The following is a 14,742-nucleotide window of genomic DNA, read 5'->3' as shown; positions in this document are numbered from 1 at the left end:
TTACTTCTGACCCTGGTTGGCCACGGCGGCCGCACCGGCCGCCGCGGCCTCGGGGTCGAGGTAGGTGCCGCCGGGGTTGACCACCGAGCCGTCCGCGGCGATCTCGTAGACCAGCGGCATGCCGGTGGGGATGTTCAGGCCGGCGATGTCGTCGTCGGAGATGCCGTCGAGGTACTTCACCAGCGCACGCAGGGAGTTGCCGTGGGCGGCGACCATGACTTTCTCCCCCTTCATCGCGCGGGGGAGAATGTTGTCGGTGAAGTAGGGCACGAAACGCTCCACGACATCCTGGAGGCACTCCGTCAGCGGGACCTGGGGCAGGTTGAAGTAACGCGGGTCCCCGACCTGGGAGTACTGGTCGTCCGCAGCGATCTCCGGCGGCGGGGTGCCGTAGGAGCGGCGCCAGGTCATGAACTGCTCCTCGCCGAACTGGTCGCGGATCTCCGCCTTGTTCAGGCCCTGGAGCTTGCCGTAGTGGCGCTCGTTGAGGCGCCAGTTGCGGATGACCGGGATCCAGTGGCGGTCACACGCGTCGAGTGCGATGTTCGCCGTGCTGATGGCGCGGCGCAGGAGCGAGGTGTACACCACGTCCGGCAGGACGTCGTTGTCCTTGAGCAGCCGGCCGGCGTTGATGCCCTCCTGGATGCCCTTCTCCGTGAGGTCGACGTCGACCCATCCGGTGAACTGGTTGGACTCGTTCCAGACGCTCTGACCGTGACGGACGAGGATCAGCTTTCCATTAGTCATGCGCCCCAGCATGCCACTTTTTCCCCCGCCCCGCCCAGCATTTGCTAGCCCCCTGCGTTGCGCTGATGGCAGCCGCTGAGTTCCTCGCTCAGCGCGCGTTCGTAGACGGATTCCAGCCGCTCAGCGGCGCCGGCCCAGCTGAACCGTGCCGCGTGGCCGACGGCCGCCTCTCCCATGGCGCTGCGTCGGGCATCGTCGTCGAGAAGCGCGGCGAGCGCGTCGGCCCAGTCCGAGGCGTCATGGGTGTCCACCAGCAGGCCGGTCTCCCCGTCCGCCACGGCGATGGACAGCCCGCCCGCGCGCGCCGCCACCACGGGTGTTCCCGTCGCCTGCGCCTCCACGGCGACCAGCCCGAAGGACTCGTTGTAGGAGGGCATGGCCACGATGTCCGCGGCCTGGTAGACGTGCACGAGCTCCTCCGGCGGGCGCGGGCCGAGGAAACGCACCCGGCGGGAGATTCCCAGTTCAGCGGCGAGGTCGCGGTAGGTGGTGTCGCTACTCGACGCCCCGGACACCCCTCCGCAGAGGAGAATCCGCAGGTTGCGGTGGGGGTCGCGCTCGAACAGCTCGGCTGCGGCGCGCAGTAGCACCTGGGGGCCCTTGAACTCCTGCAGCCGACCGACGAAGGCGACGACCTTGGCGTGGAGCGGGATGCCCAGCTGTCGCCGGGACAGCTCGGTGTTGCGGTCAGTGCCGGGGGTGAACAGCTCGGTGTCGGCGCCCGGGGGGATGATCTCCACGACGTCCGCGTCCGCGTCGTAGTGGGCGACGAGATCCCGTGTCTCCTCCTCGGTGTTGACCACGAGCAGGTCGGCGTTGTCCACCAGCTGCTGCTCGCAGATGCGCCGCGCCTCGGACTCCGGGGTGTCCTCGTCGGAGCGGTGCGCGTTCTTCACCGCGGCCAGGGTGTGGGCGGTGTGGATGAGCGGGGCCGCCCACAGGTCGCGCAGCAGCCAGCCCACCTGGCCGGAGAGCCAGTAGTGCGAGTGGATGACGTCGTAGGTCAGCGGCTCCCGGCAGCGCACGTACTCCAGGACGCCGCCGGCGAAGGCCGCCAGCTGCGTGGGCAGTTCCTCCTTGGCCAGGCCCTCGTAGGGTCCGGCCACGATGTTGATCACCCGCAGGTTCTCCTCCACCTCGACCACCTGGCCCTGGCTCGGGCGGGTGGCCCGGGTGTAGATGTCCACCTCGACCCCGCGCCGGGCCAGCTGGCGGGCGGTGTTGATGACGTAGACGTTCATCCCGCCCGCGTCGCCCACCCCGGGTTGTTCCAGCGGGGAGGTGTGCAGGGAGATCATGGCCACTTTCATGGGTAGCCATCCTAGGCGAGTCCTCCCGGGGGCTAGTTACGTTAATCTAGGTTCATACCGGCTTGTGACCTACAACGCATGAGCCCCGACGCATGAAGGACGGAGCACGACACCTATGTCCGCATCTGAGACCAAGGCGTGGCTGTCCAGCTACTCCGAGTGGACCCCCCCCGAGCTGGAGTACGGCAGCACCACGCTGCTCGACGTGTACGACGACAACCTGGCCGCCAACCCGGAGAAGACGGCGACGTGGTTCTTCGGCAAGTCGATGACCTACCGGGAGATCGACGAGCAGGTCCGCGGCGTCGCCGCCGGCCTCCGGGCCTTCGGCGTCCAGCGGGGGGAGCGGGTCGCCCTGGCCCTGCCGAACTGCCCGCAGCATGTCATCGCCTTCTGGGCCATCCTCAAGCTGGGCGCCACGGTGGTGGAGCACAATCCGCTCTACACCGCCCACGAGCTCGAGGGCCCCTTCAACAACCACGGCGCGCGCATCGCCATCGTGTGGGACAAGTCGGCCCCGGTCGTCGAGAAGCTCCGAGGCCGCTCGCAGCTGGAGACCATTGTCTCGGTGAACATGATCAACGCCATGCCGAAGATCAAGCAGCTCGCGCTGCGCATCCCTCTTCCTGCGGTTCGCGAGTCCCGCAGCCAGCTGCACGCCGCCGCGCCCAACACCGTGGCATGGGAGTCGCTGGCCGGCACCGCTCTGGGCGGCGACGGCCGCGACGTGAAGTCCGATCCGACCGTGACCAAGGAATCGTCGGCGGTGATCATGTACACCTCCGGCACCACCGGCGAGCCCAAGGGCGCCATGCTCACCCACGGTTCCCTGTTCGCGAACATCTACCAGGGCAAACACTGGGTCAGCGGCCTCGGAGACCAGGAGGAACGTTTCCTCGCGGCGCTTCCGTTCTTCCACGCCTACGGCCTGACCATGGCGCTGACGCTGTCTTTCTACGTCGGCGGCGAGATGGTCATCGTGCCCACCCCCAAGACGGAACTCATCCTCGACGCGCTCAAGCAGCGTCAGCCGACGTGGTTCACGGGGGTGCCCCAGCTCTTCGAGAACACCCTGAAGGCGGTGGACGGGGACCCCAAGGCCTCGCTGAAGTCGGTGCGGTACGCGTTCTGCGGCGCGGCGACGCTGAAGAAGAGTCTCGTCGACAAGTGGGAGTCGCAGAGCTCGGGCATGTTCGTCGAGGGTTACGGGCTCACGGAGACCTCCCCCATCGTCATCGGCACGCCCATGAACGAGCACCGCAAGATCGGTTACATCGGCCTGCCCTTCCCCGACACCGAGGTGCGCGTCGTCGACCCCGAGAACCTCGACGAGATCCAGCCGGACGGCAAGGAGGGCGAGCTCCTCGTGCGAGGCCCGCAGGTCTTCGCCGGGTATCTGGATAACCCCGAGGCGACGGAGAAGGCGTTCCACAACGGCTGGTTCCGCACCGGCGACGTGGGGGTGATGGACCCGGACGGGTTCGTCAAGCTGGTCTCGCGCATCAAGGAGATGATCATCACCGGCGGCTTCAACGTCTATCCCCCGGAGGTCGAGGCCACCATGCGTGAGCACCCGGACGTCGAGGATGTCGCGGTCGTGGGCATGAATCGCCCGGACGGTTCCGAGGACGTGGTGGCGTGTGTGGTGCTGAAGAACGGCGCGGTGCTTGATCCCGAGGGCCTGAAGGAGTTCGCGCGCAACAATCTCACCCGCTACAAGGTGCCGCGTCGCTTCTACCACTTCGACGAGCTGCCCACGAACATGATGGGCAAGGTCGTGCGCAGGGACGTCCAGGCGAAGCTCCTCGAGATGATCGAGGCGGCCGGGCACTCTTAGTTTTTCACAGCAAACTCTATAGACACATCCTATTGTCCTTTCTAGCTGGGACAACACTCATCGACGGCCGTTTTCCCGCGGTTATCTGGCTCACACCTTCGCCGCCGGACGTGGTTTCTACGCCTGCGTAGGTTACGGTTACGTAGTTGATAAGTATTGCCCAGCAAAGTAAGGACCTTTCGCATGTCGTTGACCCCCCTGCTGTCCATGGACAAGGCCGCGCTCATATTCGCCGGCCAGGGTTCCCCGTGGCAGACCGCCCTCGCCGACACCGCCGTCGGCCACCACGCGCAGGTCCGCCTCGCCGAGGCCCTCTCGGACGCCAGGGCACAGATCGGCCCCGTGGCCCGCCTCGTCGCCTCGACCGTGCCCGGCGCGGTGGAGCGGCTGGAGCAGCTCACCGGCCCCGACGCCGCCGATCACCTCTCCGCCCGAGAAGTCGACGCCCACCCCGCCACGAGTATCGCGGGTATCGTCCTCGGCCAGATCGCCGCGGTCGACCAGCTACGCGACCTCGGCCTGGAGCTCTCCCAGGCAGAGATGATCGGCCATTCGCAGGGCATCCTCGGCGTCGCCGCCGCCACCGACCCACGGAGCGCGCTGGCCTTCGCGCTGCTCCTGGGCACCGCGGCCAGCCACGTTCACGGTGCCACCGACTCGCGCAGCCGGATGCTCTCCGTCCGCGGACTGCGGGTGGACGACGTCGAGAAGCTCCTTCCCGGTGGCGCAGAGATCGCGGTCATCAACGGCCCCTCGCACGTGGTGCTCTCCGGAACACCGGACGAGCTCGCCGCGGCGCGCACCGCCCTCGAGGACGCCTCCAGCGCCTTCAACGCCCAGCTCGAGGCCGCCGTCTTCGGCGGCTCCGAAATGCTGCCGCTCTTCGACGAACTCCCCGTCGCCTTCCCCTTCCACCACTCCGTCAACCGCGCCGCCGCGGACAAGGCCGTCGAGTGGGCCGACCTGTGCGGCATCGGGTTCCAGCACACCACCGCGCGCGAGCTCGCCGACGCCATCCTCGTCGACCGCCACGACTTCCCTGCTCAGCTGGACACGCTGCGCCGGGCCCAGGTCAGCCACGCCATCGTCCTGGACAGCGCGGTCGCCCGCATCGCCGCCAAGGCGCTCGCGGGAACCAGCGTCGCCGTCGTCGCCGCCTCCACCACCACGGAACGTGACCTGCTGGCCACCCCCGGCTCTGAGCTGCCGGGGGCCGCCGACTACCGCGACTTCACCCCGCGCCTCGTGCGCCTTCCTGACGGACGGACCTACACCCACACCCGTTTCTCCCGGGTCACCGGACTGTCGCCCGTCATTCTCGGCGGCATGACCCCGACCTCGGCCGACGGCGAGATCGTCGCCGCGGCCGCCAACGCCGGGCACTGGACCGAACTCGCAGGCGGCGGAATGTACTCCGACGAGGTCTTCAACCTGCACAAGAACAACGTCGTCGCCCAGTTGGAACCGGGGCGCAACTTCCAGTTCAACACCATGTTCTTCGACCGCTTCCTGTGGAACCTGCAGTTCGGCCAGGCCCGCATCGTGCCCAAGGCCCGCGCCGCCGGCGCCCCGCTCAACGGCGTGTGTGTCTCGGCCGGCATCCCGGAGGTCGAGGAGGCCACCGAGCTCATCGCGCAGCTTCACGACGACGGCTTCCCCTACATCGCGTTCAAACCCGGCACCACGAAGCAGATCCGCGACACCATCAAGATCGCGGACGCCAACCCCGACGACGCCGTGATCATCATGATCGAGGACGGCCACGCGGGCGGGCACCACTCATGGACCGACCTCGACGACATGCTCATCGACACCTACGCGGAGATGCGCGAGCACCCCAACCTACTCGTCACCGTCGGTGGCGGCATCCACTCCCCCGACCGTGGTGCGGAGCTGCTCACCGGCACGTGGTCCGAGAAGTACGGCCTGCCCGTCATGCCCGTCGATGCCTACTTCATCGGCACCGTGGCCATGGCCACGAAGGAGGCCAAGGCCACCGACTCCGTCAAGGATCTGCTGGTGAACACCCCGGGCGTGCCCGCGGACGAGAACCGCGGCTGGGTCGGACGCGCCTCCGGCGCCGGCGGCGCGGCCTCCTCGCAGTCGCACCTGCTGGCGGACATCCATGAGCTGGACAATTCCTTCGCCGCGGCCTCGCGCCTGATCACCTCGCTCTCCTTCGACGAGTACGATGAGCGCCGCGACGAGATTATCGCCGCCCTGGCCAAGACCTCCAAGCCGTACTTCGGCGACGTGGAGACGATGACCTACGCCGAGTGGCTGAACCACTTCGTCGAGCTCGCCCACCCCTTCGTCGACCCGACCTGGGACGACCGCTTCTTCGACCTGCTCCACCGCATCGAGGCGCGCCTCAACCCCGCCGACCACGGCCAGATCGAGACCCTCTTTGCCGACATCTCCGAGGTCGCCGACGCCCCCGCGGCCGCGGCGAAGCTGCTCTCGGCCTACCCCGAGGCCCACGAGACCCCGGTCTCCCCGCGCGACGCCGCCTGGTGGATCACGCTGAACCGCAAGCACGTCAAACCCATGCCCTGGGTCCCGGCCCTCGACGGCGACCTGCCCTCGTGGTTCGGCAAGGACACCCTCTGGCAGGCGCAGGACGAGCGCTACACCGCGGACCAGGTGCGCATCATCCCGGGCCCCGTGGCCGTCGCCGGCATCCAGCGTAAGAACGAGCCGGTCGCTGACCTGCTCGCGCGCTTCGAGGACCGCACCACCGAGATTCTCGCCGAGGCCGGCATGGAGGCGGAGGAGCGGTTCTCCCGCCTCGCCGACGCCCGCACCGCGGAGGAGTTCATCAAGGCCTGCCCCACCATCGTCTGGCACGGCCACACCATGGCCAACCCGGCCTACGAGATGGACGACGACGCCTACGACCTCATCCAGGACGAGGACGGACTGTGGTCCATCCGCATCAACGCGGACTCCTACTGGGACGACCTGCCCGAGGACCAACGCCCCTTCTACGTCCGCGAGGTCACCGTCCCCCTCGACCTCTCCGAGGGGGTGTCCACCGGCGCCTCCCCGGTCGTATCCGACGAGCGCCTGCCCGATTCCGTCTTCGCCCTGCTCGAGGGCCTGGCCGGCGTGGGTTCCTTCTCCGAGACCGGCGACCACATCACCGAGATGCCCCGCATCATCGAGGGTTCGCAGTCCGCGGACGCCCCCTTCGGCGAGGCGCGGTACTCTTTCACCTTCACCCCGAACCTGCTCACGGCCCACACGAACGTCACCGGCGCGGCGCTGGGCTCCGTGGAACCCGGCACGCCCGACGTCCTTGTCGGCCCCGCCTGGCCCGCGATCTACACCGCCCTGGGCTCTGGCCTGCTCGCCGACGGCTACCCCGTCATCGAGGGCCTGCTCAACGCGGTCCACCTCAACCACGTCGTCGATCTGCGTGTTCCCCTGTCGGAGCTTGCCGACGGCCGCACCATCGACGTCACCTCCAGGTGCACCGCCATCCAGGAGTCCAGCTCCGGGCGCATAGTCACCGTCGAGCTGGGGCTCTTCTCCGGCGACGAGCTCGTGGCCACCCAGATGCAGCGTTTCGCCATCCGCGGCCGCGCCCAGGGCACGGACCTCCCGGTCCCGGCTCCGGAGTTCGGCGGCGGCAAGTCGTCCAGGAAGATCGAGTCCACCCCGCGGTCCTTCGTCGACCGCGCCGTGGTCACCGCCCCCAGCGACATGACGCCGTTCGCCCTGGTTTCCGGCGACTACAACCCGATCCACACCTCGACCAACTCCGCGCGTCTGGTCAACCTCGACGCGCCACTCGTGCACGGCATGTGGCTCTCCGCCACCGCCCAGCACCTGGCGGGCAAACACGGCACGGTCGTGGGCTGGACCTACTCCATGTTCGGCATGGTCCAGCTGGACGACGAGGTGGAGATCACCGTCGAGCGCGTCGGGCGCAAGGGCATCCACCAGGCCCTCGAGGTGACCTGCCGTATCGACGGCGAGGTCGTTTCCGTGGGTCAGGCCCTCATCGCCCAGCCGCGCACCGCCTACGTCTACCCGGGCCAGGGCATCCAGGCCGAGGGCATGGGCCGCGGCGACCGCGACGCCTCCGCCGCCTCCCGCAATGTCTGGCGGCGTGCCGACCAGCACACCCGCTCCCACCTCGGCTTCTCCATCCAGCAGATCATCGACGACAACCCGACCGAGATCTCCGTGCGCGGCGAGGTGTTCAAACACCCCGGGGGTGTGCTGCACCTGACGCAGTTCACCCAGGTCGCCCTGGCCGTGGTCGCGTACTCCCAGACAGAGCGCCTGCGCGAGGCCGACGCCATCGCCTCCGGTGCGCTCTACGCCGGCCACTCCCTCGGCGAGTACACCGCGCTGGCGTCGCTGGCGAACATCTTCGACCTCGAAGCCGTCATCGACATCGTCTACTCCCGCGGCTCCGCCATGGGCACGCTCGTCCCGCGCGACGAGAACGGCCGCACCAACTACGGCATGGCCGCCCTGCGCCCCAACATGATCGGCGTCAGCGGCGACGAGGTGGAGGACTACCTCGCGGCCGTCGCGGAGGAGACCGGCGAGTTCCTGCAGATCGTCAACTACAACATCGACGGCCAGCAGTATTCCATCGCCGGCACCCGCGCCGGGCTCGCAGCCCTGAAGGCCAGGGCCGACGCCGTCAAGAAGCGCGCCTACGTCACTGTTCCGGGCATCGACGTGCCCTTCCACTCCTCGGTCCTGCGCCCGGGCGTGGCAGACTTCGCCGACAAACTCGACGACCTCCTGCCCGCCGAACTCGACCTGTCCGCCCTGGTGGGGCGCTACATCCCCAACCTCGTGGCCCGTCCCTTCGAGCTCACGCAGGACTTCATCGACGCCATCCTCGAGGTCGCCCCCTCCCAGCGCCTCGCCGGCAAGCGGGTGACCGACTTCGCCAGCGACTCCGAGCTCGCCCGGGTGCTCATCATCGAGCTGCTCAGCTGGCAGTTCGCCTCCCCGGTCCGGTGGATCGAGACGCAGCAGGTGCTGTTCGAGCGCGTCGACCAGATCATCGAGGTCGGCCTCGCCGCCTCCCCCACGCTGACCAACCTGGCCAAACGCTCCATGGCCATCGCCGGCGTGGATCTGCCCGTCTACAACGTCGAGCGCGACCAGGACCAGGTGATGCTTGCCGACGTCCGCCAGGCGCCCGCTGTAGAGCCCGTGGAGGTCGACGAGGAGCCTGCCGTCGCTTCCGATCCGGTTGCCGTTCCGGCCGTCGATACGCCTGAAACGCCTGCTCCCGCCGCTCCCGCACCGTCCACCGGCGGTGGCTCCGGCGCGGACGCCCCGGACCTGCCGTTCACGGCCGCCGAGGCGATCATGGCGCTGTTCGCCTTCTCCAACAAGATCCGCATCGACCAGATCTCGGACACCGACACCGTCGAGGAGCTCACCAACGGCGTGTCCTCTCGCCGAAACCAGCTGCTCATGGACATGTCCGCGGAGATCGGCGTGCCCGCGATCGACGGCGCCGCCGACGCGGACGTGGCCACCCTGCGCGAGCGGGTGAAGACCGCCGCACCGGGTTACAAACCCTTCGGCGCCGTCCTCAGCGAGGCCGTCTCCGCCCGCCTGCGCCAGCTCACCGGCGCGGCCGGGGTCAAACCCGCCTACATCGGCGAGCAGGTCACCGGTGCCTGGGGCCTGCCCGGTTCCTGGGTCGGCCACGTGGAGGCCGAGGTGCTGCTCGGCTCCCGCGAGGACGACTCCGTCCGCGGCGGCTCGCTGACCACCATCCCCACGTCCACATCGTCAAAGGCCGAGGTGGACTCGCTGGTCGACGCCGCCGTCCAGGCCGTCGCGTCCCGAAACGGTGTTTCCGTCTCGCTCAACTCCGGCGGCGCTGCGGCCGGCGGCGGGGTCGTCGACTCCGCGGCCCTGACCGCCTACGCCGAGAGTGTCACCGGCTCCGAGGGGGTGCTGGCCACTGCGGCCCGCGCTGTCCTGCAACAGCTGGGCCTCACCCCCGAGGTTCCCGAGTTCGAGGCCCCGGACACCACGGTGCTCGACACGGTCGAGGCCGAGCTCGGCACCGGCTGGGTCGACCTGGTCGCCCCGGCCTTCGACGCCAACAAGGCCGTGCTTTTCGACGACCGCTGGGCCTACGCCCGCGAGGACCTCGCCCGCGTCGCCCTCGGCGAGCTCGACCTGCCCGCCTCCCGCTTCACCGGCGACGGCGAGACCGTGGCCAGGCAGTCCGAGTGGTGGGCCGGACACGGCGCCACCGACGCCGCGCTCATGGCGGACATCGCCGCCGCCGCCCGCGCGGAGGCCCCGTCCACCTACGCCACGGACGTCGCCCTGGTCACCGGCGCCGCCCCGGGTTCCATCGCCACCGCGCTGGTCGAGCGCCTGCTCGAGGGTGGAGCAACGGTCATCATGACCGCGTCCCGTGTCTCCCAGGCACGTAAGGAGTTCGCCCGTCAGCTCTTCGCCGAGCACGCCACCGGCGACGCAGTGCTGTGGCTCGTCCCCGCCAACCTCTCCTCCTACCGCGACATCGACGCACTGGTCGACTGGATCGGCAGCGTGCAGAAGGAGTCCGTGGGCAACGAGGTGAAGATCCTCAAACCCGCACTGACCCCGACCCTGGCCTTCCCCTTCGCCGCCCCGAGCGTCTCCGGCTCCGTCGCCGACGCCGGGCCGTCCGCGGAGAACCAGACCCGACTGCTGCTGTGGTCGGTGGAACGCACCATCGCGCGCCTGTCCGAGCTGGCGCAGAAGGCGGTGGACACCCGCACCCACGTCATCCTCCCGGGCAGCCCCAACCGCGGCATGTTCGGCGGCGACGGCGCGTACGCCGAGGTCAAGAGCGCGCTCGACGCGATCCTGGCCAAGTGGTCCTCCGAGGCCGGCTGGCCCGCGGGCGTCACCCTCGCCCAGGCCAAGATCGGCTGGGTCTCCGGCACGCACCTCATGGGCGGCAACGACGTGCTCATTCCGGCCGCCGAGAAGGCCGGCATCCACGTGTGGACCCCGGAGGAGATCTCCTCCGAGCTCATGGACCTGGCCTCCGCCGAGTCCCGCGCCCGGGCTGCCCAGGCTCCCATCGAGGCCGACCTCACCGGCGGGCTCGGCTCCTCGGCCGTGTCCATCTCGGAGCTGGCCCAGCAGGCCCAGCAGGAACAGGCCGAAGGCACGACCGGGGAGCAAACGAGCGTCGATAAGCCCGCCACCATCCGGGCGCTGCCCAACACCCCCAACCCGGTGCAGCCCACCGGCGCGGAGATCGGCGACGTCACCGCCGACCTCGAGGACATGGTTGTCGTCGTCGGCGTCGGTGAGGTCTCCTCCTGGGGATCCGGCCGCACGCGTTTCGAGGCCGAGTATGGCATCCGCCGTGACGGCGGCGTCGACCTCACCGCCGCCGGCGTGCTCGAACTCGCCTGGATGACCGGCCTGGTCTCCTGGAACGAGGACCCCACCCCGGGCTGGTACGACCAGGAGGGCACCGCCGTCGCGGAGGAGGACATCTACGACCGCTTCCGCGACGAGGTTGTCGCCCGCGCGGGCATCCGCACCCTGACGGACAAGTACCACCTCGTCGACCAGGGCTCGATGGATCTGACCAAGGTCTTCCTCGACCGCGACATCACCTTCACGGTGGCCTCGGAATCCATGGCCCGCGACATCTTCGACGCGGACCCGGACAAGACCGAAATTTCACTTATCGACGGCGAGTGGTCCGTCACCCGCAAACAGGGTGCGACCGCCCATGTCCCGCGCAAGGCCACGCTCACCCGCACGGTCGCCGGCCAGATGCCCGACGATTTCGACGCCACGAGGTGGGGCATTCCGGAGCACATGGTCGACTCCCTCGACCGCATGGCGCTGTGGAACCTGGTCACCGCGGTGGACGCGTTCATCAACGCGGGTTTCTCCCCGACCGACCTGCTCAAGGCCATCCACCCGCTGGACGTGGCCACCACCCAGGGCACGGGCATCGGCGGCATGGAGTCGCTGCACAAGGTGTTTGTCACCCGCTTCCTCGGCGAGGAACGCCCGAGCGACATCCTGCAGGAGGCGCTGCCCAACGTCGTGGCCGCGCACACCATGCAGTCGCTGCTCGGCGGCTACGGCTCGATGATCCACCCGATCGGCGCCTGTGCCACGGCCGCCGTCTCCATCGAGGAGGCCGCGGACAAGATCAACCTGGGCAAGGCGGACTTCGTCATCGCCGGCGGCATCGACGACGTCCAGGTCGAGTCGCTCACCGGCTTCGGCGACATGAACGCCACCGCCGAGACCAAGAAGATGACCGACAAGGGCATCCACGAGCGGTTCATCTCCCGCGCCAACGACCGCCGGCGCGGCGGCTTCCTCGAAGCCGAGGGCGGCGGCACCGTCCTGCTGGCCCGCGGCTCCGTCGCCGCCGACCTGGGCCTGCCGGTCATGGCCGTGCTCGTCCACGCCGCCTCCTACGGCGACGGCGCGCACACCTCGATCCCGGCCCCTGGCCTGGGTGTTCTCGGCGCCGGCCGGGGCCGCGAGAAGTCCGTGCTGGCCCGCTCGCTGCGTCGCCTCGGCCTGACCCCGAACGACGTCTCGGTGCTGAGCAAGCACGACACCTCGACCAACGCGAACGACCCGAACGAGGCCGAGCTGCACTCCCTGCTGTGGCCGGCGATCGGGCGCGACGAGGACCAGCCGATGTTTGTCATCTCGCAGAAGTCGCTGACCGGCCACTCCAAGGCGGGCGCCGCGCTCTTCCAGACCGGCGGCATCATGGACGTCCTGCGCACCGGCAAGCTGCCGCAGAACGCGTCCCTGGACACCGTCGACCCGCTCATCCAGCCCAAGGCGAAGAACCTGGTCTGGCTGCGCAAGCCCCTCGACGTGGGCACGGTGAAGGCCGCGGCGCTGACGTCGCTGGGATTCGGCCACGTCGGCGCACTGGTGGTCTACGCGCACCCCTCGGTGTTCGAGGTCGCGCTCGAGGCCGCAGGGCGCTCGGCTGCCGGGTGGCGTGAGGCTGCCACCGAGCGTCTGCGCGCGGGTTCCGCCCGCCTGCAGGCCGGCATGCTGGGCCGCGCGCCGCTGTTTGAACAGGTGGGGAACCGCCGCTTCCCCGTCAAGGGCGCGCACGAGGCGGAGATCCAGCTGCTTCTCGACGGGGACATCCGCCTCGGCGAGGACGGGGTGTATCCGGCGGCCAGGTAGTTTCCGGGGGTCACTCCCCGGAGCCTGCCGTGGGCGGTTGCCCCGGTCTTAGAGTGGGAGGCGTGAAACTCACACTCGCCATCCTGCCCTTCGCCGCCCTGGTTCTCGCTGGATGCGCCGCCGAGCCCTCCGCCGGAATGGTCACCCCCACCCCGGTGGCGACCACGGCGGCTGCGCTTGCCAGCGAGACCACCCAGCACACCGAGGACTGCACCGCCTCGGCCCCCGCGCTGCCGGATTCGCCGATCCCGACGAACACCTCAATGTCCCTGTACGTCGACAACACCGAGGACAACTTCGATCCTTGCGCGAAGCTCAGCTGGGTCGAGCTCGGCGGCAGCCTGGGCACGCCGGGTAACGGCCCCGCCCACACCGGGGCGAGCATGGTCGAGGCGCTGGTGCTCTTTCACGACGGCGAGATGATCGCGGCCCCGGCGCCCGTGGTCAGTGAATCCATCGAGAGCGTCCAGCGCATCAGCGACCGCGCCCTGTCCGTCGAGCTCGGGCACCGGACCGGAAGCACGGCGGCCGGCATCACCGAGACCGAGAGTGTGGTCTTCGAGTGGGACGGTTCTGCCCTGCGGGTCACCGGCTACACCCCGCCGGCGAACGCTTCCGCGGTGAGCAGCCTCGACCTTTCCCAGGGTTAGGCGCAATACCTGTCCGATGACAGTCCAGACGTCTGGACAGTTTCTCCTGCCGCGGCCAGAACCTCGCGGAGTTCAGCGGTGAGACTCCGGCGGAACTGCTCCGAGGACTGCCCCCACTGGCGACACCTCCGCGAGGCCATGGCCGCGCGGTGAGCGAGCTCGTTGAGCGGGTGCCCGGCGTGACCTCGCACCCAGATGACCCGCACGTCGATGCCGAGGGCGGTGGCATTTCGAAGCTCACTGCAGCAACTCGCCTCGTGCCTTCCCGCGCCCTGGTTCACCGCATGCCCGCGGGTGTTGATCGCCGTGGCCGCGGTCAGCGAATCGGTGAGGATCTCGATGCTGCGCACGGTCTTCGATTCCACCGCCTGCCTCACCGCCAGCCTGATGGCGGCGAACTCGCCGTCGAGGACGGTGCGGGCATCGACGTTGCTCATCTTCACGCTGCCGTCCGACGACACCACGGCGATTCCGACCGTGTTGTCAGTCTTCTTCTTGGACGCATCCGTGGCGGCCACCCGGTGCTCGGTCCGCTCCACCCTCGGCTTCTCCTTCACACCCACGTTGCGCGTATGCGCCCGGCGACAGGCGTCCCAGGTTCGCCGCATTTTTTCACCGGTGACCAGCGAGCGGATTTCCAGGCCGGGGTAGTGGCTGGACAGGTCGTCGAGAAGCTCCCTGATCACCGGGTGCCCGACGTAAAGGATCATGCCGCCGCACTCGCGGCGCCACAGATACCGGAAGGTCTCGACAATCGCGCCGAGCTCGTCGAGCTTCGAGGCAGCGGGCGCGTTGACGAAGTAGCAGGCCACCCCGTCGAGGGCGGCGGTCACGGCGATGCGCGGGGCGCGAAACTCATGTTTGTCGAAATGGATGACAGCGACGGGCTTGGTGGCGTTCATGGTGTCCGATTCCTCTCCGGGGGTTCTGTGGGGCTGGTGAGGACGCACACTATCGGGAGGGGTGGACAGATTGTCCGGACATATCGAACGGATTTTTGAGAGTGGCCCGCGGA

Annotated in this window: 6 protein-coding genes; 3 read left to right on the top strand and 3 right to left on the bottom strand. The window is 69.0% G+C overall.

The window, feature by feature from the left end; genetic code table 11:
* Together CDOO_RS02200 and mshA are read right to left on the bottom strand one after the other, a co-directional pair.
* Nucleotides 1-747: a phosphoglyceromutase gene (locus tag CDOO_RS02200; RefSeq protein ID WP_026159280.1), complete on the bottom strand. Its 747-nt coding sequence runs from the start codon at nt 745-747 to the stop codon at nt 1-3.
* A gap of 44 nt (nt 748-791) precedes the next feature.
* Nucleotides 792-2,057 carry a D-inositol-3-phosphate glycosyltransferase gene (gene mshA, locus CDOO_RS02195; protein ID WP_018021389.1) on the bottom strand — a complete coding sequence of 422 codons (1,266 nt, stop codon included), beginning with the start codon at nt 2,055-2,057 and terminating at the stop codon, nt 792-794.
* A 115-nt stretch (nt 2,058-2,172) separates the two neighbouring features.
* Here mshA and CDOO_RS02190 point away from each other — a divergent pair, with 115 nt between their 5' ends.
* The 3 genes from CDOO_RS02190 to CDOO_RS13205 all read left to right on the top strand — a co-directional run bounded on the left by CDOO_RS02190 (nt 2,173) and on the right by CDOO_RS13205 (nt 13,727).
* Entirely contained in the window at nt 2,173-3,894 is a 1,722-nt protein-coding gene (locus CDOO_RS02190; RefSeq protein ID WP_018021390.1) for a long-chain-fatty-acid--CoA ligase, read from the top strand.
* 183 nt (nt 3,895-4,077) lie between these two features.
* Complete coding sequence (locus CDOO_RS02185) at nt 4,078-13,077, top strand: type I polyketide synthase (protein WP_018021391.1); 9,000 nt, start codon at nt 4,078-4,080, stop codon at nt 13,075-13,077.
* Nucleotides 13,078-13,139: 62 nt separating this feature from the next.
* Nucleotides 13,140-13,727 carry an LppP/LprE family lipoprotein gene (locus tag CDOO_RS13205; protein ID WP_018021392.1) on the top strand — a complete coding sequence of 196 codons (588 nt, stop codon included), beginning with the start codon at nt 13,140-13,142 and terminating at the stop codon, nt 13,725-13,727.
* Here the strand turns inward: CDOO_RS13205 and CDOO_RS02175 are convergent.
* Nucleotides 13,724-14,629, bottom strand: coding sequence for a ribonuclease H family protein (locus CDOO_RS02175; protein ID WP_018021393.1), 906 nt, complete (start codon nt 14,627-14,629; stop codon nt 13,724-13,726). The genes CDOO_RS13205 and CDOO_RS02175 overlap by 4 nt on opposite strands.
* Nucleotides 14,630-14,742 lie beyond the last annotated feature (113 nt).

This window comes from Corynebacterium doosanense CAU 212 = DSM 45436 (genome assembly GCF_000767055.1).
In the GTDB taxonomy this organism is placed as follows: domain Bacteria; phylum Actinomycetota; class Actinomycetes; order Mycobacteriales; family Mycobacteriaceae; genus Corynebacterium; species Corynebacterium doosanense.
Note: the sequence above shows the minus strand (reverse complement) of the source record. Positions and strands in the feature narration are given on the sequence as shown.